We start from the raw sequence: 23,022 nt of genomic DNA on the forward strand, positions 1-23,022 counted from the left end.
GTCGGACAAGACGGCCGACCTGCTGCGCCATCTCGCCGGCCGCCCCGGCCATGACGAGGTGAAGGCCGGTTTCCGCCAGCTCCTGGTCGAGGAGTTCGGGACGGAGATCGACGCCGTCCGGTTCGAACACCGGGTGCAGGAGGTGCGCGGGCGGCTGGACGCGCTGGTCGGCCATACGATCTTCGAAGCCAAGCGCGACCTCGACGCCGAATGGCGCGATGTCGAACGGCGCATGCCCGAATATCTCGCCGACCGCGAGAGGGCGGAGGGCGAGCGTTTCGTCGGCATCGCCTCCGACGGGCGGCTCTGGGTGGTGACGGAGCTTCAGGACGGCAAGCTGGCGGTGGTCAAGCGCACCATCCTGGACCCGGACAAGGGCGAGCGGTTCCTCGCCTGGCTGGACGGCGCGCTGGCCCTGAAATCGTCGCTGCCGCCCGATCCGCTGACCATCCGGGCGGAGCTGGGCCAGGATTCCCTGGCCTTCCACCGGGTGGACGGCGAGATGCGGGCGCTGTGGGGCCGGCTGAAATCCGACCCGGCGGTGGCGCTGAAGCGCGACCTGTGGGCAGAGCTGCTGAAGCAGGTCTATGGCCGCGAGGTCGAGGGCGACGACCTGTGGTTCCAGCACAGCTTCCTGGTGGTGGTCGCCAAATGCATCGCGCTGGCGGTGATGGGCCTGCCGGAGGACGATCCCACCCGCCTGCTGTCGGGCGAGGCCTTCAAATCCGCCGGCATCCATGGCGCGGTGGAAAGCGATTTCTTCGACTGGGTGGTCGCCGATGCCGACGGCCAGGCGCTGGTCCGCCGCATCATGGCCCATGTCCGCCGCTTCCGCCTGTCGGAGGTGGAAAGCGACGTCCTGAAGATCCTGTATGAATCGCTGATCGACCGCGACGAGCGCCACGGGCTGGGCGAATATTACACGCCCGACTGGCTGGCCGCCAAGGTGGTCCGCCATGCGGTGGACCGGCCGCTTGAACAGCGGGTGATGGATCCGGCCTGCGGGTCGGGCACCTTCCTGTTCCACGCCATCCGCCATTTCCTGGCGGAGGCGGAGGAGGCCGGGCTGGAACCGGACCGCCGGGCGCTGGAGGCCTGCGGCTATGTCGCCGGCACCGACATCCATCCGGTGGCGGTCATCATCGCCCGCGTCACCTATCTGCTGGCGTTGGCCCCGGCGCTGTCGGCGCGCACCGGAGAGCTGTCGATCCCGGTCTATCTCGGCGACGCCATGCAGCTGTCGATCTCCGAATTCATGGCGGGCAAGGAGCTGACCATCCGCGTGCCGCCGCCGCCGGCCGGCGAGGGGCGGAGCGGCGCGCCGCGCGCCGACGGGCGCGAGCAGCTCGATTTCCCCGATACCTTCTGCCGCGATCCCGCCCTGTTCGACAAGGCGATCGAACGGATGCGCACCGGGTCGGAACAGGGGATGACGCGGGCGCAGATCGAAAAGGCGCTGTACCGCATCACCGAACAGCATTACCGCGCCGACGTGACCCGCGAACAGGAGCTGGCGATCCAGGATCTGGGCAAGACCTATGTCACCTTCGACAGGCTGCGGCGCGAGGGGCGCGACACGGTGTGGGCCTATGTCGCCCGCAACCTGTCGCGGCCGCTGGCCTATTCGGCCGGCGGCGGCTGGGCCCAGGTGGTGGTCGGCAACCCGCCCTGGGTCGCCTTCCGCCATATGAATCCGGTTCTGCAAAAGCGCTTCAAAGAACTATCGAAAGGTGAAAAGCTCTATTCTTCCCGGTCTCCATCCCATAATGACCTTTGCGCGTTGTTCAGTGTCAGGGCTGCCCATCTGTATTTGCGCTCAGGTGGGAAATTGGCCTTTGTTCTTCCTATGGCCGCGCTGACCCGAAGTCAGTTTGATACATTCCGTAAAGGGTCTTTTCACTCGGTTCGCATTGCATGGGAAGAGGTCTGGAGTATGGATGAATCCGTCCATCCCCTATTCCCTGTGCCCTCCTGCGTGCTTTTTGGAAGAAAGCGAGCTGTTGGGCAGAAGATTCCGGAGTCCATCAAAGCATTCAAGGGAGCACTCCCCCTACGCGATGCCTCGGAAGAGATTGCGGACCGGTTTCTGCGCGTATCGGTGAACTCAAAAGGACTTTCCGTAGCTCAGGCAACGGGTGGATCCGTATACAGGGAAATGTTCCGGCAAGGCGCTATTCTCGTCCCAAGAATGCTTTGTTTTGTTGAGAGAAAGCAATCCGGTCGCCTCGGCAGCAACCCTTCCGCGCCATTGGTGGTAAGCCGCAGAAGCAACCAGGAGAAAATGCCTTGGAAGGAAGCCGCCGCAATTGAAAACAGGGTGGAACGGGATTTTCTGAGACCAATTCTCCTTGGGGAATCCATCACTCCGTTCAGAGTGATGAGCAAACTTGAAGCTGTTGTTCCCGCGACAGAGTCCGGGATAATTCTCGATTCGGAGGGCGCTGCGAACAGAGGTTTCAGCGATCTTTTCGCATGGCTGAAGAAAGCTGAATACGTCTGGGACACGCATAACAAATCCGAGAGGACACTGACAGATCAACTTAACTATATTGGTCAGTTGTCATCACAATTCCCGGTAAATGCCCTCAGAGTCATTTACGCAAAGGCAGGAAAAAATCCGGCTTGCGCCATAATTCGCGATGATCGGGCCATTATCGACCACAAGCTATATTGGTATGCTCCCGCAAACGAATTAGAGGCCTTTTACCTCACCGCAATCCTCAACAGTGAAGCCTTGCGGCAAAAGGTTGAACACTACCAGTCCCGTGGCCAATGGGGTGCGCGCGATTTCGACAAGGTCGCCTTCAACCTGCCGATTCCGCGTTTCGACCCCGACAGCGCCCTGCATCTCGATCTCGCCGACGCGGCGAAGCGGGCGGAGGATCTGGCGGCGCTGGTGGAGTTGCCCGACGGCATCCCCTTCCAGCGCGCCCGCGCGCAGGTCCGCCGCGCCCTGACCGACGCCGGCATCGCCACCGAGATCGACGGGCTGGTGGAACGGCTGCTCGACGACACGGCTTAAAGTCGCGTTAACCATAACCCCGCTATCCTTCCCGCCGACACCGGCCGGGTGGGCCGGGCGGCAGGGGATGCGCATCCGGTATGGCCAAGGGGTGGAGGCAGGTCGGGCGGTGGGGGCTGCGGACGGCGATCGGCGTCACGCTGGCCATCACGCTCGCCGCCGCCGGCTATGCCGGCTGGCGGGAGATGCGGACCTCCCGCCTCCAGGCCCGGCTGCTGTCCGGCATCGCCCAGTCGATGACCGTCAGCTTGCGCGAAGGCCCCAACCCGCAGGCGCGCTATCCCAGGCAGGGACCGTACAATGAACGGCTCGGCTACATCGCCCTGCCCGGCCAGCTCGACGCGCTGACCCGCGACCTCTATGCGGTGGAACGACAGGCGGTGCTGTCGCCGGCGCTCGACCGCTTCATGGCCGGCGGCGGCTTCCCGATCTACCGCGAGAAGACCCAGGCCGGGCTGACCCTGCTCGACCGCAACGGCGCGGTGATGTATTCGGCGCGCTATCCCGAACGGGTGTTCGACGGTTTCGACGATGTTCCGAAGCTGGTCGCCGACACGCTGCTGTTCATCGAGAACCGCGAGTTGCTGAGAGAGGACGAGCCGCGCCGCAACCCGGCGGTGGAATGGGACCGCTTCGGCGCCGCCGTCGCCATGCTGCCCTTGCAGTTCCTGCGGCCGGGCCAGCGCTCCCCCGGCGGCTCGACGCTGGCGACCCAGATCGAGAAATACCGCCATTCGCCCGACGGCCAGACCACCGGCGGGGTGGAGAAGCTGCGCCAGATGGCCTCGGCCAGCATCCGCGCCTACAGCGACGGCGAGGACACCACCCAGGCCCGCCGCCGCATCCTGGTCGATTACCTCAACTCCACCCCGCTGACCGCCAGGGCCGGCTTCGGCGAGGTGAACGGGCTGGGCGACGGGCTGTGGGCCTGGTTCGGCACCGACCTGTCGATCGCCAAGCGGGTGCTGGCCGAACCGGCACCCGACGGCCTGACGGATCCCCGCGCCCAGCGGCTGAAGGCGCTGGCCTACAAGCAGGTGCTGGCCCTGCTGCTGGCCCAGCGCCGGCCCTCCCATTACCTGATCCAGGACCGCGCCGCGCTCGACCGGCTGGCCGACGCCCATCTGCGGGCGCTCGCCCAGGCTGGCGTCATCGACGCGGGCCTGCGCGACGCGGCGCTGGCCACCCCGCTGGTCTTCCGCGAGGAGGCGCCGGCCACCCCCGCCACCTCCTTCGTCGAGCAGAAGGCGACCAACGCCATCCGCGCCCGGCTGCTCGCCATGCTGGGGGTGCAGAGCCTCTACCAGCTCGACCGCATCGACCTGACCGCGCAATCGACGCTGGACGCCGAAACCCAGGCCCGCGTCGTCGAGGTGCTGGGCAAGCTGAACGACCCCGACTATGCCCGCTCGCTCGGGCTGACCGGCGAACGGCTGCTCGACGCCCGCAACAACGACCTGTCCAAGCTGGTCTATTCGATCACGCTCTACGAACGCGGCCCCGACGCCAATTACCTGCGGGTCCAGGCCGACAATCTCGACCAGCCGCTCGACATCAATGACGGGGCCAAGCTCGACCTGGGCTCCACCGCCAAGCTGCGGACCTTGGCGACCTATCTGGAGATCGTCGCCGAACTGCACAGCCGCTACGCCCATCTGCCCAAGGAGATGCTGGCCGATGTCGAGGACGAGGCGTCGGACAACCTGACCCGCTGGGCCACCTCCTGGCTGGCCTCGGCCCCCGACCGCCGGCTGCCGGCCATGCTGGAGGCGGCGATGGAGCGGCGCTATTCCGCCAATCCCGGCGAGGTCTTCTTCACCGGCGGCGGCCAGCATGCCTTCGTCAACTTCAACAAGGACGACAACGGCCGCATCCTGACCGTGCAGGAGGCGCTGCGGAACAGCGTCAACCTGCCCTTCATCCGGCTGATGCGCGACATCGTCCAGTTCTACACGGACGAGGGGGCGGACGACGGCGCCGACATCCTGCGCACCCCCGACCATCCCGCCCGGCAGGCCTATCTGTCCCGCTTCGCCGACCGCGAGGGGACGGATTTCCTCAACCGCTTCTACAACGACTACCGCAAGCGCACGCCGGACGAGGCGCTGGCCCGGTTGGCGACCCGCTCGCGCCCGGTGCCCTACCGGCTGGCGGTGATCTTCCGCACCGTGCGGCCCCAGGCCGGGCTGGCGGAGTTCTCCGCCTTCCTGCGCGCCCGGCTGCCGGAGATGACGCTGTCCGACGGCGAGCTGTCGGCGCTCTACGGCAAATACGGGCCGGGCCGCTTCCCGCTGAACGACCTGGGCTATCTCGCCCGCGTCCATCCGCTGGAGCTGTGGCTGGTCGCCTATCTCCAGCGCCATCCCGACGCCAAGCGGGCCGAGGTGCTGGCCGCCAGCGCCGACGAGCGTCAGGAAAGCTATCGCTGGCTGTTCAAGAAGGGCATGGCCGCCCAGAACAGCCGAATCCGCATCGCCCTGGAGGAGGAGGCGTTCCAGCGCATCACCGCCCAATGGCGCAGCCTGGGCTATCCGTTCGAAACGCTGGTGCCGTCGCTGGCGACCGCCATCGGCAGTTCGGCCGACCGCCCGGCGGCGCTGGCGGAGTTGATGGGGCTGATCCTGAACGACGGGTTGCGTCAACCGACGGTCAAGATCCGCTCTCTGCATTTCGCCGCCGGCACGCCTTACGAGGCCAGGCTCGGGCTCGGGCCGCTGAAGGCCGAGCGGGTGCTGCGGCCGGAGGTCTGCGCCACCCTGCGCCGCGCCCTGATGGATGTGGCGCGGAACGGCACCGCCAAGCGGGTCTGGGGCTCCTTCAAGGACACGTCCGGGGCGCCGATCCCGATGGGCGGCAAGACCGGCACCGGCGACCACCGGCTGGACCGCTGGGGACCGGGCGGCGTCCTGCTCGAATCGAAGGCGGTCAACCGCACCGCCACCTTCGTCTTCTACATCGGCGACCGCTTCTTCGGCACGATGACCGCCTTCGTCCATGGGCCGGAGGCCGACAATTACCGCTTCACCAGCGCCCTGCCCGCCCAACTGCTGAAAAGCCTGGCCCCGGCGTTGCAGCCGCTCATCGACCAGGGCGCCACCCACACCGCCGACACCCGGACGACGCCGGCCGGGCTGTGAATTTTCCCAGGACGCTCAGGACAGCACCGGAACCATGATAGGATGAGCGCGCTCCGCCTTGCCGGACGGAGTGAACGGTGAACAGGGGCGCGAACCATGTTCCAAACGTTCCAAATGTTCCATTCGCCGCCGGCTCCGCCGATCGCTCCCGCGGAATTCCGCCGTAGCCCTTGACGCATCCCTTGACGCGGCCCCCCGTTTGCCGTAAGCACGCCGCGCACGCGTCGGCACCCCTGGAGGCCGGCGCCCTTTTTGTTTTGGAGCATCGTCATGACCAAGATCATTCCGCTCGGCGCTCAGACGCGCGAACGGGCCGGCAAGGGGACCGCCCGCCAGACCCGCCGTGATGGCCGTATTCCGGCCGTCATCTATGGTGGTAAGCAGGCTCCCGTCACCATTTCGCTCGAGAAGTTCGAGTTCACCCGCGTCCTGCATCAGCCGGGCTTCTTCACCCACCTGTTCGACGTCACCGTCGACGGCACCGCCCATCGCGTCCTGCCGCGCGACGTGCAGTTCCACCCGGTGAGCGACATCCCGCTGCATGTCGACTTCCTGCGCGTCTCCTCCGACACCCGCATCAACGTGCAGGTTCCGGTCGAGTTCGCCGACCAGGAGAAGTCGGCCGGTCTGAAGCGCGGCGGCGTGCTGAACATCGTCCGTCACGAGCTGGAGCTGAGCTGCCCGGCCGACAACATCCCCGAGCACATCACCATCTCGTGCGAGGGCTTCGACGTCGGCGACTCGATCCACATCTCCGCGGTCAAGCTGCCGGAAGGTGTGAGCTCGGCGATCACCGACCGCGATTTCACCATCGCGACCATCGTCGCCCCGTCGGGCCTGAAGTCGGAAGAGGGCGCCGCCTCCTGATCGGGAGCGTCCGGCCTTTGAAGATGGGTACAGTGGGGGGCTTCGGCCCCCCGCTTCGTTTGTGGAGAGTGGTTTCCAAGGGGTGAGGGACATGCTGCTTCTGGTCGGATTGGGCAACCCCGGCAACGAGTATGCCCGCAACCGCCACAATATCGGCTTCATGGCGGTGGAGACCATCGCCCGACGCCACCGCTTCACCCCATGGAAGAAGCGGTTCCAGGGCCAGACCGCCGAAGGCGCCGTCGCCGGCGACAAGGTTCTGGCGCTCGAACCCGCCACCTTCATGAACCTGTCCGGCCAGTCGGTGGTGGCGGCCCTGCAATTCTACAAGCTGAAGCCCGAGAACGTCGTCGTCATCCATGACGAGCTGGACCTGCCGCCCGGCAAGATCCGGGTGAAGAAGGGCGGCGGCCATGGCGGGCATAACGGCCTGCGCTCCATCGACGCCCATATCGGCAAGGAGTACTGGCGCATCCGGCTCGGCATCGGCCATCCCGGCAACAAGGATCTGGTCAGCGGCTATGTCCTGCACGACTTCGCCAAGGCCGACCAGGGCTGGATCGACCCGCTGCTCGACGCCGTCTCGGACAATCTGCCCCTGATCGTCGATGGACAGCCGGAGCTGTTCATGAACAAGGTGACGGTGGCGACCCAAGGCAAGTGAGGCCCCCATGCTCGGTCTGGTGATCATCGATGTCCAGAACGCCATCCTCGCCGGCTGCGGCACGGCGGAGCGGCAGCCGGAGATCGACCGGGCGCTCGACGCCACCGTCGCCCGGCTGGCGGCGGTTAAGCAGCGGGCGCGCGACGCCGGGATCCCCGTCATCCTGGTCCAGCATGACGGAAATTCCGGCCACCGGCTGGCCACCGGAACGGCGGGTTGGGCCCTCCGCCCGGAGATCGCCCCGCAGGAGGGCGACATGGTCGTCCACAAGACGGAGTGCGACAGCTTCTTCGCCACCGACCTGGAGGCGCGGCTGAGGGCCCGCGGCGTCGACCGCATCGTCGTCGGCGGCTGCATGACGCAGTTCTGCGTCGACACCACCGTCCGCCGCGCGGTCTCGCTCGGCTATGACGTGACGCTGATCGCCGACGGGCACGGCACCGCCGACCGCGGCGGCCTGCGCTTCGACCAGATCGTCGCCCATCACAACGCGACGCTGGACGGGTTCGGGGCCGGGAATTGCCGCGTGACCTTGCGGAGGGCGGACGCGACCACCTTCTGACCCGCCCGAACGCTCATGAACAGGCTGGCGATGGCGACGCGGCTGCGGTGAACGGCGCGCTCCTCACTCCGGCGGCGGCCCCTGTGGTCGCAGCCCGTCCGGTCCCGGCTGCGCCGGGGGCCAATTGGCGTCGGGGACATTCTGGAGACGGCGCTCCACCCGCTCCTCGATGACCAGATCCGGGCGTTCCCGATCGATCAGGGCCTGGAAACGGGCGAAATCTGGCAGCGACGGGGCAAACACATAGACAACCTCGCCGAAGCCCTGGCTGATGTAGGGCAACAGCCCGTCGCCGAAAGAATCGCGGATCACCATCAGCTTGCGCGAGGCGGTCGGGCAGTGGCTGCGGTGCAGCCAGGTGCCCTTGCCGAGCCACGTGGGCGACTCCTCGCGGGCGACGGTGAAGGCGCAGAGGACGGAGCCGGATTTGGGCCGCACATCCTCGTCACGCGCGCCATATTGCAGCATTTCGGCAAGGTCGCCCCCACCGATGGCTACCTGGGCGAAATCCTCCATCCCCAAGGTCACGCGCGGCAGGCCGCCGGGCACCCGCCCGGCGAGAGCGTCCATGATCGCCCGATAGCCGACATAGGAACCGTACATGTTCCAATGGGTGTCGGTGCGCAAATAGACCGGCGCCCCCCCGGCCTTCGCCTCCAGCAAGGGGGCGCGGAGGTCGAGGAAGCCGACCTCCGGCGCTTGGCGCATCGCCTCGGCCAGCTGGTCCAACTGCGATCGCGGACGCAGCTTGGTCAGTTCCGGCGGCATCAGGTCGGGATAGATGCTGTGCTTGTCGGGCGCCACCACGAACAGATAGGGGATGCCGCGCTCCGCCGCCCAAGCCTGCCGGCGTTTCAGCGTATCGCGCCAGCGCGCCAGATCCTCCTCGGCGAAGGGCCGGTCGTTACGGTAGAGCGGTACCGACTGGTCACCGCCGAAGAACAGCCAGCCCTCGCGCCCGATCACCACCGTCTGGGTGTTCGATTTCCCGAACAGCCGGCCCATGATGTGTGACTGAAGGCGGATCAGACCACGGCGCAGGCCGAAATGGTCGCTGATATAGGCATCGAGCCGCTCCGGCAGGTTCTGAAGCTCGGCCAGGCTCGCAGGCGGCGGGGGAAGCGGGGCGAGCCGGCGCTTTTCCTTGCCGGGATCATCGCCCCCCACCAGCAGGCCGGCGAGCGGCACCAGGATGGCCGCCACGAAGACAGCGGAGAGCAGCGCGCCATAGCTGGAGACGGCACTCGCCGACCGCCGCCCAGCCTGTTTCACGGTCGCTGAGGTCATGGTCTCTGTTTCCATGGTCGGTGATCTCGAACCGCGCCGGAGTCGGGGTCAGAAACGGAAATAGATGAAGGGGTTGTAGGTCCCGGCCGCGATCGCCGCCGCGGCCATCACCAGCCCGCCCAACAGCACGGTGAGGCGGAGGGCCAGCAGCCAGCCCGCATCCTTGGCGAAGGAAAGCGTCTCGAACGGCGGTTCGATGCGGCCCTGGCTTTGGCGGGCGCGGGCGGCCCAATCGGCGGTCAGCCGCGACAGCAGCGGCGTCGCTCCGATGGCGGCGGCGACCAGCAACACCTGCGCCTGGGTGTCGAGGAACATCGCCACAGGCCAGTGCCCATTGTCGACCGACAACCCCGCCATGGCGCCAAGATAGGACAGCGCGTGATCAAGGCTGGCCGACCGGAAGAACACCCAGGCCACCATCACCACCGCCATCACATAAAGGTGGCGCGCCCAGGCCGGCAGGCCATGGACGACACGGCCGAAGGGACCGCGCTCCAGCGCCAGGAAAGTGCCGTGGATCATCCCCCAGATCACGAAGTTCCAGCTGGCTCCATGCCACAGGCCACAGACGAAGAAGACGAAGATCAGGTTGGCATAGGTCCGCAGCCGCGAGACGCGGTTGCCGCCGAGCGGGATATAGAGATAGTCCCGGAACCAGTTGGACAGCGAGATGTGCCAGCGCCGCCAGAAATCCTGCATCGACCGCGCAATGTAGGGATAGTTGAAATTCTCCAGGAAGCTGAAGCCGAACATGCGGGCCAGCCCGATCGCCATGTCGGAATAGCCGGAGAAATCGAAATAGATCTGCGCCGTATAGCACAGGATGCCAAGCCATGCGGTCGGCGCGCCGATCTGGTCGGTCGGCAGGTTGAAGATGGTGTCGGCGACCGCTCCCAGCGGGTTGGCGATCACCATCTTCTTCGCCAACCCCACGGTGAAGCGCTCGCACCCCATGGCGAAGCCGTTCAGCGTCACCCGGCGCGAGGAGAGCTGGGTGTCGATGTCATGATAGCGGACGATCGGACCGGCGATCAGCTGCGGAAAGAAGGCGATATAGAGCGCGAAATCGACCGGGTTGCGCTGCGCCCGCGCCGTCCGGCGGTAAATGTCGATCACATAGGACAGCGCGTGGAAGGTGAAGAAGGAGATGCCGAGCGGCAGATGCATCGGCTCGAACCTCACCGGCGGCAGCGCCATGCCGGCCAGCAGGATGTTCAGGTTCTCCACCAGGAAGCCGGCATATTTGCAGAAGCCAAGCAGTCCGATGTTCGCGACCACCGCGACCGCCACCACCGATGCGCGGTATCCCTCCTCCCGGCAGCGTTCCAGCGCCAGCCCGAGCAGCCAGTTGACCAGGACCGACAGAAGCATCACCCCGGCGAACAGCTTCTCGCCCCAGGCATAGAAGGCGATGCTGGCGACCAGAAGCCAGCCATTCCGCAGCGGCTTGGGCAAGACGAAGGCAAGCGCGAGCACCAACGGCAGGAAAGCGAACAGAAATGCTGGCGAGGTGAAAACCATCCCGATCCCGGCGTGACGATTGCGGCGGAGAGTTGCGGTTCATAACACGAGCCCGCGCAGGATGTACACGAATTGAACGTGGACAACCCGGCCAAGGGCGGCCCGCGACCGGCCGGCCTCGGCCCGCATACCCTCTACCTCCCACTTCGCGTTTGCGCTTTGTCCCCCGGCGTAGGATAAAGCGCCCCAACTCCAGCTAATTTCCGACGGCGAGCACCCAACCCATGGGCTTCAATTGCGGCATCGTCGGCCTGCCGAACGTCGGCAAGTCGACCCTGTTCAACGCGCTGACCGCCACCCAGGCGGCCGAGGCGGCGAATTTCCCCTTCTGCACCAAGGAGCCGAACGTCGGCCGCGTCGGCGTCCCCGACCCCCGGCAGGACAAGCTGGCCGAGATCGCCAAGTCGCAGAAGGTCGTCCCGACCCAGCTGGAGTTCGTCGACATCGCCGGCCTGATCCGCGGCGCCTCGAAGGGGGAAGGTCTGGGCAACCAGTTCCTCGCCAACATCCGCGAGGTCGATGCCATCGTCCATGTGCTGCGCTGCTTCGAGGATGACGACATCACCCATGTCGAAGGCAATGTCGATCCGCTGCGCGACGCCGAGGTCGTCGAGACCGAGCTGATGCTCGCCGACATGGAAAGCCTGGAACGCCAGTTGACCAGCCTGCAAAAGAAGGCCAAGGGCGGCGACAAGGACAGCAAGATCAAGGCCGACCTGATGGAGCGCGCCCTCAAGGTGCTCCAGGACGGCAAGCCCGCCCGCGTGGTCGAGGTTTCCGACGAGGAGAGGCCGGTGTTCAAGCAGTTCATGCTGCTGACCGCCAAGCCGGTGCTCTATGTCTGCAACGTCGAGGAGGCGTCCGCCGCCACCGGCAACGGCTTCTCCGCCAAGGTGGCCGAGAAGGCCAAGGCGGAGAATGCCGAGATCGTCGTCATCTCCGCCGCCATCGAGTCCGAGGTCGCCCAGCTCTCCGACCCCGCCGAGAAGGCCGAGTTCCTGGAATCGATGGGGCTGGAGGAGACCGGCCTGAACAAGCTGATCCGCGCCGGCTTCAAGCTCTTGGACCTGATCACCTTCTTCACCGTCGGCCCGAAGGAGACGCGGGCCTGGACCGTGCGCCGCAACGCCAAGGCGCCGGAAGCCGCCGGCGTCATCCACACCGATTTCGAACGCGGCTTCATCCGCGCCGAGACCATCGACTACACCAGCTACATCACGCTGGGCGGCGAGCAGGGGGCGAAGGACGCCGGCAAGATGCGCCAGGAAGGCAAGGAATATGTCGTCCAGGACGGCGACATCTTCCATTTCCGCTTCAACGTCTGAGTGTTCCTGGGGGCGGCACCGCCGCCCCTTACCACTCCCGATCGGAAAAAGGCGGGGCCATCCTCCGACTTTTTCTTGTCACCGGCGCAGCATCGTTAACGCTTTTGTAGCCATATAAAATTCGCCAAGCTCTTTCGCGGCATGGTTAACAAATCGCTCCTGTGGTTGTTATGGCAGTGAAGGCCAAGGAACGGTTGCGAGCCAGGGAATGGTTGCCGAGAGGGAGCGGAGGGTGGCGAAGATGCAGGCGACGTCGCACGACCCCGATGCGCCGGAGATATCCGACAACGGCTTCGCCGGTCACGGATTCGCCGGTCACGGATTCGCCGAGCGTGTGCGCGACGCCATCGACCGGCGGGAACTGTCCCTGGTCTTCCAGCCGCAGGCGGACGTCGTCACCAACCGCCTGACCGGCTTCGAAGCGCTCTCGCGCTGGCGCCTGTCCGACGGCACGATGCTGCCGCCGGATGTCTTCGTGCCGATGGCCGAACAGGGCACGGCCATTCATCTCCTCGGCGACTGGACCCTACGGTCGGCCTGCGCCGCCGCGGCCGGCTGGCTGCGCGCCGGCTATCCCGACCTTCCGGTTTCGGTCAACCTGTCGGCCCGGCAGCTCGACGATCCGGAGTTGGTGCGAAGCGTGCTGGGGATCCTGGCCGACACCGGCCTGCCCGCCGCCAACCTGAAGCTGGAATTGACCGAGACCTGCCTGTTCAACCAATCCGCCGACACGCGCGAGACGCTGCTGCAACTGCGTGGTGCCGGCATCAGGCTGGTGCTGGACGATTTCGGCACCGGCTGGTCGTCGCTGGCGACCCTGCGCCGGGTCCCGGTGGAGGCGCTGAAGATCGACAAGCAATTCGTCCAGGCGATGGTCGACGACCGCGGCGCCGCGATCATCGTCCAGGCGGTGGTGGCGCTGGCCCACGCGCTGGAGCTGGGCGTGGTGGCGGAGGGGGTGGAGACGGCGGAACAGCGGCTCTACCTCCAGGCCTACCGCTGCGACACCCTCCAGGGCTATTGGCTGTCGCATCCGGTGAGCGCCGATGGCGTGGCCGAATTCCTGGCGGAGCGCGGCCTGACCGGCGGCCCGCGTCCGGTCATGACCGCCGGCGGCCCTATGGCGTCCGGCGCTGGGCCGCGGACATCAGGATGACCCGTCGGGTCTCGTCCCATTCCGTCAGCTCACCGGCCTCGTCGGCGGTCGCCCAGCGAGCCTCCAGCGCGTCGTCGGCGCCGAGCGGCTCACCCTCCGCGCTCTCCGCCGCCACCTCGACCAGCGTGTAATGGTAATGGACGCGGCCCTGGCCATCGGGGGTGATGGCGTCGACAACGGTGACGATGCCGGTGGGCACCACCTCCAGCCCGGTCTCCTCCCGCACCTCGCGCACCGCGGTTTCGAACACCGTCTCGCCGACCGACTGCGCCCCGCCCGGCAGGCTCCACTGCCCCATCCGCGGCGCCTTGCCCCGGCGGATCAGCAGCACATGCTCCCCCCGCCAGACGACGACCCCGACACCGACCCAGGGGCGATCGGGATATTCACGGCTGGAGCGGTCTGGCTGGATGGCGGACATGAACGGCTCCCTCATCGATGGCTTGACCCCACGTTAACGCGGTCCGACACTGTGACACCAGATGCGAAGACGCCGTGCCGCGTCCTGTCGGCGCGCACTCCCGACCCGACGGCCAGCCATGAAGCTCAACGAGATCCGCACATTCATCGCCGTGGCCGATGCGCAATCGGTGCAGGAGGCCGGCAACCGGCTGGGGCTGACGCAATCGGCGGTGTCCCGGCTGATCCAGCGGCTGGAGGCGGAGCTCGGGGTCACTCTGTTCGACCGGCAGACGAAGCCGCTGGCGCTGACCCGCGACGGGGAGCTGGCGCTCGCCCATGCCCGGCGCACCTTGGCGGCGGCGAGCGATTTCGCCGACGCCTTCGCCGGCTCGGCCGAACCGCGCGGGCTGCTGCGGCTGGGGACGGCGCATGTCCTCACCGCGCTCACCGCCGGACGGCCATTGGACGAATTGCGGGCGGGCTTTCCCGGCCTGACCCTGAGGCTGCATGCGGACTGGAGCAACCCGCTGATCGAACAGGTCCGGGCCGGCACCCTGGACGGCGCGGTGATCCTGCTGTGCGAGGATCAGCCGCCGCCCGACGATCTGCCCGTCCGCCGGATCAGGACCGAACCGGTCAGCGTCATCGCCGCGCCGAACGACGCCACCGCCGACCTGGCCGCCATGAACCGGCGCGGATGGGTTCTGCAACCGAATGGCTGCCGCTATCGCGAGGCGCTTCATCAGGCCCTGTCGCCGCTCGGCCTTCAGCCGAACGTCACCGTCGAGGCCTATGACCAGAGCCTGCTGGTGTCGCTGGTGGCGCGCGGCGTCGGCTTCGGCCTGGCGCCGATGGGGTTGATCGCGCCGATCCCGCAGGCGGCGACGGTGCGGCCGCTCGATCTGCCGGATTTGCGGATGGCGGTGACGATCTGGCTGATCCAGTCGCGGACGACCGGCCGCGTCGCGCCGGCCTTCGACCGGCTGGAAGACTCGCTGCGGCGCGAACTCGTAAACGGGGGGATGCCGGGCCGCGCGCAAGAGGCGCTTCCCCTCCTACATTCCGCAGCGGAATAACCTGATTGCCGATTATGAATTTGCCGAACCACTGACGCCCGCCTATCGTTGGACTCCCAAAGCAGTTCCACAACACCGGCGCGCTCAGCCGCCCGGATTCGGGAGGAAGCCTTGTCCACCGCCCCCCCTGCGCCGGCCTCCTCCTGGAGGACGCCAGCCCTCGTCGTCGTCTGCGGCTGCCTGATCTCGATGCTGGCCTTCGGACCAAGGTCGAGCATGGGCCTGTTCATCGGCCCGCTGTCGGAAACCCGCGGCTGGGGCCGCGACGTCTTCGCTCTGGCGATGGCGATCCAGAACATCCTGTGGGGGGCCGGCGGCCCCTTCGCCGGGGCGCTGACCGATCGCTACGGCCCCGCCCCGGTGCTGGCCGGCGGCGGGCTGCTCTATGCCGCCGGACTGGCGCTGATGCCCTATGCCACCAGCAGCGCCGAGCTGTATCTGACCGCCGGCGTGCTGATCGGGCTGGGCCTGTCCGGCGCCTCCTTCGGCATCATCATCGCCGGCTTCACCCGGCTGCTGCCGCCGGAACAGCGCAGCTGGTCGGTCGGCATCGCCACCGCCGCGGGGTCGATGGGCCAATTCCTGTTCGCGCCGATGGGCCAGGCGTTCATCGCCGGCTTCGGCTGGCAGACCGCCCTGCTGCTGCTGGCCGCCTCGATGATCACGGTGCCGCTGCTGGCCAGCGTCTTCCCCGGTCCGAAGGGCATGACGGCGAGCGGCACCCCGGCGGTGACCGGCGCCAACATCGGCTACATCGCCGCGGTGCGTCAGGCGTTCCAACACCGCAGCTATGTGCTGCTGGTCGCCGGCTTCTTCGTCTGCGGCTTCCAGCTGGCCTTCATCACCACCCATCTGCCGCCCTATCTGACCGCCGCCGGCATCAGCCCGACGCTGGCCGCCTGGGCGCTGGCGCTGATCGGCCTGTTCAACGTGATCGGCTCCTACGCGTCCGGCGTGCTGGCGGGCAAGGTCAGCAAGCGCTACCTGCTGTGCGCCAACTATTTCTCGCGCGGCATCGCGACGGCGGTCTTCATCCTGCTGCCGATCTCCCCGGTGACGGTGATCGCCTATGCCGCGGTGATGGGGCTGCTGTGGCTGTCCACCGTGCCGCCGACCTCCGGCCTCGTAGCATTGATGTTCGGCACCCGCTATATGGGCACACTCTACGGCTTCGCCTTCTTCAGCCATCAGGTCGGCGGCTTCCTGGGCGTCTGGCTCGGCGGGGTGCTCTATGAGCGCACCGGGTCCTATGATGTCGTCTGGTGGCTGGGCGTGGCGCTCGCCATGTTCGCGACCATCGTCCATTGGCCGATCGCCGAGAAGCCCGCCCCGTCGCTGGCGGCGGCCGAGGCGAAGGCGTAGGATCACTGACCATGAGCGACACTCCCTCACCCTGCCCGCCCGCGCTTCCGATCAGCCACGGCCTCGCCGCGGCCCTGCTGGGCGGCATCCTGCTGGTGTGGGCCGGTCTGATGGGGCTGTCGCTGCAACGGGCCGCCTTGCCGGACGCGACCGGCGGCATGATGCTGGCCGTCTTCTCCCCCGGCACCAGCGATGCCGAGGCGATGACGGCGATGGTGCGGGCGGGGGGCGAGCCGGTGCGTTCCACCTGGCTCGGATTCGCCTGGGTCGCCCGCGGGATCGAGCCGGGATTCGTCGGCCGGCTGAAGGCGGAGGGCGCGCTGGCCGCCTTCGGCGAGCTTCCGGTCGGCCCGACGCTGGGTGGCTGCACCGCCACCCCGGTCGATGCGGCGAAGATCGCCGCGACCCGTCTGCAATAGACGCCGCCTTTCCACCCTGCGGACAGCTTGGGCCTCAGCAAAGGTGGACGCGCGTCCCTCGCGGTGTCATAGTGCGGCCCGCATTCGACCGGCCCCGTTTCGGGGCCAGACTCCGGAATTCGTGAGCGACGATGAGCGAGCCGATCTCCCTGTTCACCAAACTGGCGAACATCCACATCCGTTACGTCACGTGGCGTCGGGGCGCCAAGGTCGGCAGCGACCGCTTCGGCAACGTCTATTACCGCAGCAAGGACACCAAGCCCGGCACGCGCGAGCGCCGTTGGGTCCTGTATGCCGGTGAGCCCGACGCCTCGAAGATCCCGCCGGAATGGCATGGGTGGCTGCACCACACCACCAAGGATCCGCTGCCGGAAGGGTCGAGCGCCTTCCACAAGCCGTGGCAGAAGGAGCATCTGCCCAACCTGTCGGGTTCCGTCCAGGCCTATCGCCCGCCCGGCCATGTGCTGGCGGGTGGCCAGCGCGTGCCGGCCACCGGCGATTACGAACCCTGGACTCCGACCTGAGCCCTGCCGGGACCGACCATCGGGTCGGAACGGAAAGCGGAACGGAAAGCCCGGCCCCCCTTCGGGCCGGGTTTCGATTCGGGAACTCGCAGCAGGATAGCTCTATGCGCCGGAATGTGATCGAAACCGTGCTGGGCGGCGTCGTGCTCGCCGTGGCCGCCGTCTTCCTCGCCTTCGCCTACAAAAGCGCGGATCTGCGCAAGGTGCAGGGCTATGACGTCACCGCCAATTTCAACAGCATCACCGGCCTGCAAAGCGGCGCCGATGTGCGCATCAGCGGCGTGAAGGTCGGCACGGTCACCGGGCTGACGCTCGACCCCACCAGCTTCCAGGCGGTCGTCCATCTGTCGGTCGACAATTCGGTGAAGCTGCCCAAGGACACCGCCGCCGTCATCGCGTCGGAAAGCCTGCTGGGCGGCAAGTTCCTGTCGCTGGAGCCGGGCGGCGATCCCGACACCATCAAGCCGAATGGCAAGATCGAATTCACCCAGAGCACGCCGGGCCTGGAACAGCTGCTGGGTCAGGTCATCTTCTCGCTGCAAAGCATGAGCAAGTCGGGTGAGCAGGCCAACGGCCAGCAGGGGCAGGCGCCGGCGCAACCGCCGAAGCTGTAAAGCCCGCCGCCAGTGGCCAAGACGGTGATTTCCACAAGGCACCCCGGCGTCCCCGCCACTGGACGCTGACCCCGCTTCCGGGCTAGAAGGCCCAAGCGCCCCGACGGAGCACCTGCCCGACAGGCCGGTTCTCCCGGCGGGGCGCCGTCCGCAATTACGGAAGCGATCCGACGTGACGAAACCTTGGAAATTGCTTCGGCCGGTGGCCGGTCTGCTGGGTGCGGCCACCTTGCTGGCATCCCTGGCCGGTCAGGCCGCCCCGGTCCCAACCCAGATGATCGAGCGGCCGGCGGCCAAGTTGCAATGGCTGGACAAGGTGACCGCCCGCACCTCCACCTTCACCATGCGGGTCGGAGAGACCAAGGCGATGAGCAGCCTGCGCATCACCCTGCGCGCCTGCCGTGAGAACCCGCCCATCGAGACGCCGGAATCCGCCGCCTTCCTGGAAGTGACGGAGATCAAGCCGGGCGAGCAGGCGGAACAGGTGTTCAGCGGCTGGATGTTCTCCTCCAGCCCCGCCCTGTCGGCGATGGAGAACCCGATCTACGACGTGTGGGTTCTCGGCTGCGACCAGTAAGGGGGACGAGGTAACCGCCCCCTCCCCAACCCTCTCCCGCCATTGGCGGGGAGGGTTGGGGAGGGAGGCACCCGCCGCGGAACTTGTCGCTTACCCCGCCACCGCGGCGATCGGGTTGCCGAGCGCCTTGTCCAAATAATCGTCCACCTGCGTCGCCAGATCGTCGGTACGGTTGACGAAGAAATGGCTGGCGCCGGGGACGACGCGGTGATCGATGCGGATGTCCTTCTGGTGCGACAGCTTGGTCACCAGCTTGGTCACCGCGGCCTGGGGCACCACCTCGTCCTTGTCGCCATGGATGATCAGGCCCGAGGACGGGCACGGCGCCAGGAAGGAGAAGTCGAACAGGTTGGCCGGTGGCGAAACCGAGACGAAACCGTCGATCTCGGGACGGCGCATCAGCAACTGCATGCCGATCCAGGCGCCGAAGGATACCCCGCCGATCCAGCAGAGCGGCGCGTTGGGATTGTAGGTCTGCAACCAGTCCAGCGCCGCCGCCGCGTCGGCCAGCTCCCCTTCCCCCTTGTCATAGGTGCCCTGGCTGCGCCCGACACCGCGGAAGTTGAAGCGGAGCGCCGAGTAGCCGCGCTTGGTGAAGGACTGGAACAGGGTGAAGACCACCTTGTTGTTCATCGTCCCATTGTGCTGCGGGTGCGGGTGCAACAGCAGCGCGACCGGGGCGTTCGGCTGCTTGCCGTGGGTGTAACGGCCTTCCAGGCGACCGGCGGGACCGTTGAAGAGCACTTCAGGCATGGGAACGACGTTCCTGACGCGAACAAAGGGTTGTTGGAACCACCACGGCGACCGGCCGGACTTCATCCGGCAAACCACCCCGGCGCATGGGCCTGCGGACCCGTCACGGATTTTCCCGGCTTGGAGTGGGGTTTTCCGCATACAATTCTTGACCGTTTTGCTTGGTCATCATATATGCGTCGTAACGTCCTCCGGGACAACCCGCCCGACCCGCCCGATCGGCCCCAGCGTTAGCGGAGCCGGCCGGAAGTCCGGGTCCCTGCCGGGCGGATTCGCAAGGGTCCGAACCGGAAGGTCCTGAACCGCATGGGTCCGACAGGCCGAAAACCGGGCGCGGGCGGCCGATGAGAGCGGCGGACTATACCACGGCGGGTGATGGCGTGTTCAAGCATCTTCGCGAAGAGATCGATGGGATCATGGCGCGCGACCCCGCCGCGCGGTCCCGGCTGGAGGTGGCGCTCTGCTATCCCGGCCTGCACGCGATCCTGTTCCACCGCATCGCCCGCCGCGCCCGCGACGCCGGCTGGCACCTGACCGCCCGCCTCGTCTCGCAGATCGCCCGCTCGCTGACCGGCATCGAAATCCACCCCGGCGCCACCATCGGCCGCCGCTTCTTCATCGATCACGGCATGGGGGTGGTGATCGGCGAGACGGCCGAGATCGGCGATGACGTCATGCTCTATCACGGGGTGACGCTGGGCGGCACCTCGCTCAGTCCCGGCAAGCGCCATCCGACGCTGGGCGACGGCGTGATCGTCGGCGCCGGCGCCAAGATCCTGGGCGCCATCACCATCGGCCGCGGCGCCCGCATCGGCGCGAACGCGGTGGTGGTGGCCGACGTGCCGGCCGATACCGCCGTCGTCGGCATCCCGGCCAGACCGGTGGTGCCGCGCGATGGCGCGGAAACCCGGAAATTCATGCCCTACGGCACTCCCCGCGGCGAAATCCCCGACCCGGTGGCGCATGCGCTGAGCGGCCTGCTCGACCAGATGTCGGCGCTGCGGGCCCGCGTCGACGCGTTGGAGGTCACAGGGCCCGCCGGCCGACCCCGCTCAACCCCGACACCGTTCGACGCCTCACCATCATTCGGAACGGTGGCATCCCACACCGTCGGGATGCACGAAACACAAGGAGAAACGCGATGAGACTCAGCACCAAGGGACGCTATGCCGTGATGGCGATGGTCGATCTGGCCGCCACCAGCCAGGGCAGCCCGGTCGCGCTGGCCGACATCGCGGAGCGGCAGGAGATCTCGCTCTCCTACCTGGAACAGCTGTTCGCCAAGCTGCGCAAGGGCGGTCTGGTCAAGAGCGTGCGCGGCCCCGGCGGCGGCTATCTGCTGGCTCATCCGGCCGACGCCACCCGCGTGTCCGACATCATCCTGGCGGTGGACGAACCGATCCGCACCACCCGCTGCGCCAACGGCACGCCGCAGGGCTGCCGCACCAACCGCTCGCGCTGCCTGACCCATGACCTGTGGGAGGAGCTGGGCAACCAGATCCACATGTATCTCAGCTCGGTCACCGTGGCCGACGTGGTGGAACGGCGGATCATCGGCACCAGCGGCCTGGCCCTGCTGCGCCCCGCCCCGGCCGCCGAGACCGTCGCCGCCGAATGAGCATGGCCTTCGCACATGAGCGTGCCTGAAAAGTGACCATCCCCCCCGTCACCCCGTTCCAACGGACCGGCGTCTATCTGGACCACAACGCCACCACTCCCTTGAGGCCGGAAGTCAGGGCGGCGATGGGTCAGGCGATGGATCTGGTCGGCAACCCGTCCTCCGTTCACGCCTTCGGCCGCAGCACCCGCCGGGCGGTGGAGGAGGCGCGCGCCGCCGTCGCGGCCCTGGTGGGCGTCAAACCGGCGCAGGTGCTGTTCACCGGCAGCGGAACCGAGGCCAACAACTTCGCCCTGCGCGGTTTCCCCGGACGCCGCGTGCTGACCTCCGCCATCGAGCATGAGTCGGTGCTGGCCGCCTGTCGGGACGCGGCGCGCTTCGGCGTCAACCGCGACGGTATGGTCGATCTGGACGAGTTGAAACGCCGGCTTGGCGGGCCCGCTTCGGCCCTGGTCTCGCTGATGCTCGTCAACAACGAGACCGGGGTGATCCAGCCGGTGGCGGACGCCGCGCGGATCGCCCACGCCCACGGCGCGCTGATTCATTGCGACGCCGTGCAGGCCGCCGGACGGTTGCCGCTGTCCTTGCGGGACCTCGGCGTCGACCTGATGACGCTGTCGGCCCACAAGCTCGGCGGCCCGACCGGCGTCGGCGCCCTGATCCTGGCGGAAGGGCTGGAGCCGGAGGCGCTGATCCGCGGCGGCGGGCAGGAGCGGCGCAAGCGGGCCGGCACCGAGAATCTGCTGGGCATCGTCGGCTTCGGCGCCGCCGCGCGGCTGGCTCTGGACGGGTTGGCGGAGGCGATGGAGGCCGCCAACCTCGCCTCGCTGCGCAACCGGCTGGAGCGGGAGGCGCTGGCCGCCATGCCGCGCGCCCGGGTGATGGGGGCCGGCGCGCCCCGTGTCGCCAACACCAGCTGCCTGATGCTTCCCGGCCTGCCCGGCGAGACCCAGGTGATGACGCTGGACCTTGCCGGGGTGGCGGTCAGCGCCGGATCGGCCTGTTCCAGCGGCAAGGTCAAGCCCTCCCATGTGCTGGCGGCGATGGGCGAGGACGACGGCTGCGCCGCCAGCGCGATCCGGATCAGCCTGGGCTGGACCAGCGACGACGAGGCGGTCGACCGCTTCCTGACGGCCTGGACCGCGATGGCCCGGCGAAGCACGCCCGCGCATGGCTGAGGTCCCTCCCCACGTCTCAAGGCCGCGCGACCATCTGTCCCCCTATCCGGAAAGCGGGCATTCGCGCATTGCGCCGGATGTGGCTTCTGGGTATGACCCGGCGGAAGGCCCGCCGGCTGGCGGCCCGACGGACATTCCGGATGGGCGCCCCCGATGGCAATGGGAGCATCCTTTCGGGTAAATGCTATCATCGGCCAACCCTTTCGGCGTTTTGACGGACTGCGCGCATGACCCGTTCCACCTCAGGCCCGCCCGGCAACAGCGGCGGCGGCATTTCCGGCGCCATCGCCGGCGATCTGGAGCCTTGCGGCACCTGCGGCCGCTCGGTGGCGCCGCGGGCCCTGTTCTGCCATGCCTGCGGCGCGGCGCAGCCGCCGCGACCGCTCGACCCCTTCACCCGGCTGGGGCTGGAACGCCGCTTCGACATCGATCTGGAGCAGTTGGCCAAGCAGCATGCTGGCTTCACCCGGGCGATGGATCCGGAGCGCTTCGCCGCCCGCGGCCCGCGCCAGCAGGCCAACGCCAAGGCCCAGACCGACGCCCTGCAAAAGGCGTATGAGGTGCTGCGCGACCCCATCCGCCGCGCCCATGCCTTGCTGACCCTGTTGGGCGGGACGCCCGCAGCCGGCGGCGTGGCCGAAAATGGCGACGAGGAGATCGCCGACCTCGCCACCCGGCTGGTCCGCGCCGACGACGCGCTGGAGCTGGACCGCATCGGGCTGGACCTCGGCCAGCGGATCGAGTCCTGCATCAAATATCTCGCCCCCGCCTTCCGTAAGGCGCAGACGGCCTCCGCCCCGGACAGCCCGTCGGCATTCGACGGCGCCGCCCGCATCCTGGCGCGGCTGGAGCGGCTGGAATCCCTGGCCGCCGAGGTCCGCGACCGCCGCGCCGCCCGGACGCCGCCGCGCGCCTGAAGCGGGCGCCGGCCTTGCACCTCCCTTGAAACCGCTAGGCA

21 protein-coding genes are annotated in these 23,022 nt (G+C 67.7%); 17 read left to right on the forward strand and 4 right to left on the reverse strand.

The window, feature by feature from the left end; genetic code table 11:
* Positions 1 to 58 precede the first annotated feature (58 nt).
* The 5 genes from AZL_RS10495 (at position 59) to AZL_RS10515 (ending at position 8,252) form a co-directional block, all read left to right on the forward strand.
* Positions 59 to 3,022: an N-6 DNA methylase gene (locus AZL_RS10495; RefSeq protein ID WP_158305973.1), complete on the forward strand. Its 2,964-nt coding sequence runs from the start codon at positions 59 to 61 to the stop codon at positions 3,020 to 3,022.
* Between the two features lie 80 nt (positions 3,023 to 3,102).
* Positions 3,103 to 6,159, forward strand: coding sequence for a transglycosylase domain-containing protein (locus tag AZL_RS10500; RefSeq protein WP_012974601.1), 3,057 nt, complete (start codon positions 3,103 to 3,105; stop codon positions 6,157 to 6,159).
* Positions 6,160 to 6,429: 270 nt separating this feature from the next.
* Entirely contained in the window at positions 6,430 to 7,026 is a 597-nt protein-coding gene (locus AZL_RS10505) for a 50S ribosomal protein L25/general stress protein Ctc (RefSeq protein ID WP_012974602.1), read from the forward strand.
* Between the two features lie 91 nt (positions 7,027 to 7,117).
* Entirely contained in the window at positions 7,118 to 7,690 is a 573-nt protein-coding gene (pth, locus tag AZL_RS10510; RefSeq protein ID WP_012974603.1) for an aminoacyl-tRNA hydrolase, read from the forward strand.
* Between the two features lie 7 nt (positions 7,691 to 7,697).
* Complete coding sequence (locus tag AZL_RS10515; RefSeq protein ID WP_012974604.1) at positions 7,698 to 8,252, forward strand: cysteine hydrolase family protein; 555 nt, start codon at positions 7,698 to 7,700, stop codon at positions 8,250 to 8,252.
* A gap of 63 nt (positions 8,253 to 8,315) precedes the next feature.
* Here the strand turns inward: AZL_RS10515 and AZL_RS10520 are convergent, their stop codons facing one another.
* Complete coding sequence (locus AZL_RS10520; RefSeq protein ID WP_052293659.1) at positions 8,316 to 9,539, reverse strand: alginate O-acetyltransferase AlgX-related protein; 1,224 nt, start codon at positions 9,537 to 9,539, stop codon at positions 8,316 to 8,318.
* 48 nt (positions 9,540 to 9,587) lie between these two features.
* A complete protein-coding gene (locus AZL_RS10525) occupies positions 9,588 to 11,060 on the reverse strand; it encodes an MBOAT family O-acyltransferase (protein WP_012974606.1) in 1,473 nt (490 codons plus the stop codon).
* 224 nt (positions 11,061 to 11,284) lie between these two features.
* Here AZL_RS10525 and ychF point away from each other — a divergent pair, with 224 nt between their 5' ends.
* Positions 11,285 to 12,385 (forward strand): redox-regulated ATPase YchF, encoded by a 1,101-nt coding sequence (gene ychF / locus AZL_RS10530; protein WP_012974607.1) that lies wholly within the window; start codon positions 11,285 to 11,287, stop codon positions 12,383 to 12,385.
* A gap of 241 nt (positions 12,386 to 12,626) precedes the next feature.
* The gene (locus tag AZL_RS10535) at positions 12,627 to 13,541 is read left to right on the forward strand and encodes a putative bifunctional diguanylate cyclase/phosphodiesterase (protein WP_148219399.1); all 915 of its coding nucleotides are present in this window, start codon (positions 12,627 to 12,629) and stop codon (positions 13,539 to 13,541) included.
* Here the strand turns inward: AZL_RS10535 and AZL_RS10540 are convergent.
* Positions 13,504 to 13,962, reverse strand: a complete 459-nt coding sequence (locus tag AZL_RS10540) for an NUDIX hydrolase (protein ID WP_042442970.1) — start codon at positions 13,960 to 13,962, stop codon at positions 13,504 to 13,506. The genes AZL_RS10535 and AZL_RS10540 overlap by 38 nt on opposite strands.
* A gap of 118 nt (positions 13,963 to 14,080) precedes the next feature.
* Between AZL_RS10540 and AZL_RS10545 the strand changes: the two genes are divergently transcribed.
* The 6 genes from AZL_RS10545 to AZL_RS10570 all read left to right on the forward strand — a co-directional run bounded on the left by AZL_RS10545 (position 14,081) and on the right by AZL_RS10570 (position 18,515).
* Positions 14,081 to 15,019, forward strand: a complete 939-nt coding sequence (locus AZL_RS10545) for a LysR family transcriptional regulator (protein ID WP_012974610.1) — start codon at positions 14,081 to 14,083, stop codon at positions 15,017 to 15,019.
* A gap of 111 nt (positions 15,020 to 15,130) precedes the next feature.
* Positions 15,131 to 16,381 (forward strand): MFS transporter, encoded by a 1,251-nt coding sequence (locus AZL_RS10550; protein ID WP_012974611.1) that lies wholly within the window; start codon positions 15,131 to 15,133, stop codon positions 16,379 to 16,381.
* Positions 16,382 to 16,392: 11 nt separating this feature from the next.
* Positions 16,393 to 16,800 (forward strand): hypothetical protein, encoded by a 408-nt coding sequence (locus AZL_RS10555; protein WP_042442972.1) that lies wholly within the window; start codon positions 16,393 to 16,395, stop codon positions 16,798 to 16,800.
* A 131-nt stretch (positions 16,801 to 16,931) separates the two neighbouring features.
* Positions 16,932 to 17,324, forward strand: coding sequence for an NADH:ubiquinone oxidoreductase subunit NDUFA12 (locus AZL_RS10560; RefSeq protein ID WP_012974612.1), 393 nt, complete (start codon positions 16,932 to 16,934; stop codon positions 17,322 to 17,324).
* 104 nt (positions 17,325 to 17,428) lie between these two features.
* Positions 17,429 to 17,938, forward strand: a complete 510-nt coding sequence (gene mlaD / locus AZL_RS10565; protein ID WP_012974613.1) for an outer membrane lipid asymmetry maintenance protein MlaD — start codon at positions 17,429 to 17,431, stop codon at positions 17,936 to 17,938.
* Between the two features lie 172 nt (positions 17,939 to 18,110).
* Positions 18,111 to 18,515 carry a DUF2155 domain-containing protein gene (locus tag AZL_RS10570; protein ID WP_012974614.1) on the forward strand — a complete coding sequence of 135 codons (405 nt, stop codon included), beginning with the start codon at positions 18,111 to 18,113 and terminating at the stop codon, positions 18,513 to 18,515.
* A 90-nt stretch (positions 18,516 to 18,605) separates the two neighbouring features.
* On the opposite strand, the gene AZL_RS10575 is transcribed toward AZL_RS10570, so the two are convergent.
* On the reverse strand, positions 18,606 to 19,268 hold the full coding sequence (locus tag AZL_RS10575) for an alpha/beta hydrolase (protein WP_012974615.1): 663 nt from the start codon (positions 19,266 to 19,268) through the stop codon (positions 18,606 to 18,608).
* 344 nt (positions 19,269 to 19,612) lie between these two features.
* Here AZL_RS10575 and epsC point away from each other — a divergent pair, with 344 nt between their 5' ends.
* The 4 genes from epsC to AZL_RS10595 all read left to right on the forward strand — a co-directional run bounded on the left by epsC (position 19,613) and on the right by AZL_RS10595 (position 22,981).
* The gene (epsC, locus tag AZL_RS10580; RefSeq protein WP_012974616.1) at positions 19,613 to 20,413 is read left to right on the forward strand and encodes a serine O-acetyltransferase EpsC; all 801 of its coding nucleotides are present in this window, start codon (positions 19,613 to 19,615) and stop codon (positions 20,411 to 20,413) included.
* Entirely contained in the window at positions 20,410 to 20,886 is a 477-nt protein-coding gene (locus AZL_RS10585) for an Rrf2 family transcriptional regulator (protein WP_012974617.1), read from the forward strand. The genes epsC and AZL_RS10585 overlap by 4 nt, the downstream gene beginning before the upstream one ends.
* Before the next feature lie 32 nt (positions 20,887 to 20,918).
* Positions 20,919 to 22,064: a cysteine desulfurase family protein gene (locus AZL_RS10590; protein ID WP_012974618.1), complete on the forward strand. Its 1,146-nt coding sequence runs from the start codon at positions 20,919 to 20,921 to the stop codon at positions 22,062 to 22,064.
* 227 nt (positions 22,065 to 22,291) lie between these two features.
* Positions 22,292 to 22,981, forward strand: coding sequence for a molecular chaperone DnaJ (locus AZL_RS10595; protein WP_012974619.1), 690 nt, complete (start codon positions 22,292 to 22,294; stop codon positions 22,979 to 22,981).
* Positions 22,982 to 23,022: the final 41 nt, after the last annotated feature.

Origin of the sequence: Azospirillum sp. B510 (genome assembly GCF_000010725.1) — a bacterium.
Classification (GTDB): Bacteria; Pseudomonadota; Alphaproteobacteria; order Azospirillales; family Azospirillaceae; genus Azospirillum; species Azospirillum lipoferum_B.

Bases quoted from the DNA above. Each gene is read 5' to 3' on its own strand.
- AZL_RS10500 (WP_012974601.1), top strand. From the start codon at position 3,103: ATGGCCAAGGGGTGGAGGCAGGTCGGGCGGTGGGGGCTGCGGACGGCG.
- AZL_RS10505 (WP_012974602.1), top strand. From the start codon at position 6,430: ATGACCAAGATCATTCCGCTCGGCGCTCAGACGCGCGAACGGGCCGGC.
- pth (WP_012974603.1), top strand. From the start codon at position 7,118: ATGCTGCTTCTGGTCGGATTGGGCAACCCCGGCAACGAGTATGCCCGC.
- AZL_RS10515 (WP_012974604.1), top strand. From the start codon at position 7,698: ATGCTCGGTCTGGTGATCATCGATGTCCAGAACGCCATCCTCGCCGGC.
- AZL_RS10520 (WP_052293659.1), bottom strand. From the start codon at position 9,539: ATGACCTCAGCGACCGTGAAACAGGCTGGGCGGCGGTCGGCGAGTGCC.
- AZL_RS10525 (WP_012974606.1), bottom strand. From the start codon at position 11,060: ATGGTTTTCACCTCGCCAGCATTTCTGTTCGCTTTCCTGCCGTTGGTG.
- ychF (WP_012974607.1), top strand. From the start codon at position 11,285: ATGGGCTTCAATTGCGGCATCGTCGGCCTGCCGAACGTCGGCAAGTCG.
- AZL_RS10535 (WP_148219399.1), top strand. From the start codon at position 12,627: ATGCAGGCGACGTCGCACGACCCCGATGCGCCGGAGATATCCGACAAC.
- AZL_RS10540 (WP_042442970.1), bottom strand. From the start codon at position 13,962: ATGTCCGCCATCCAGCCAGACCGCTCCAGCCGTGAATATCCCGATCGC.
- AZL_RS10545 (WP_012974610.1), top strand. From the start codon at position 14,081: ATGAAGCTCAACGAGATCCGCACATTCATCGCCGTGGCCGATGCGCAA.
- AZL_RS10555 (WP_042442972.1), top strand. From the start codon at position 16,393: ATGAGCGACACTCCCTCACCCTGCCCGCCCGCGCTTCCGATCAGCCAC.
- AZL_RS10560 (WP_012974612.1), top strand. From the start codon at position 16,932: ATGAGCGAGCCGATCTCCCTGTTCACCAAACTGGCGAACATCCACATC.
- mlaD (WP_012974613.1), top strand. From the start codon at position 17,429: ATGCGCCGGAATGTGATCGAAACCGTGCTGGGCGGCGTCGTGCTCGCC.
- AZL_RS10575 (WP_012974615.1), bottom strand. From the start codon at position 19,268: ATGCCTGAAGTGCTCTTCAACGGTCCCGCCGGTCGCCTGGAAGGCCGT.
- epsC (WP_012974616.1), top strand. From the start codon at position 19,613: ATGAGAGCGGCGGACTATACCACGGCGGGTGATGGCGTGTTCAAGCAT.
- AZL_RS10585 (WP_012974617.1), top strand. From the start codon at position 20,410: ATGAGACTCAGCACCAAGGGACGCTATGCCGTGATGGCGATGGTCGAT.
- AZL_RS10595 (WP_012974619.1), top strand. From the start codon at position 22,292: ATGACCCGTTCCACCTCAGGCCCGCCCGGCAACAGCGGCGGCGGCATT.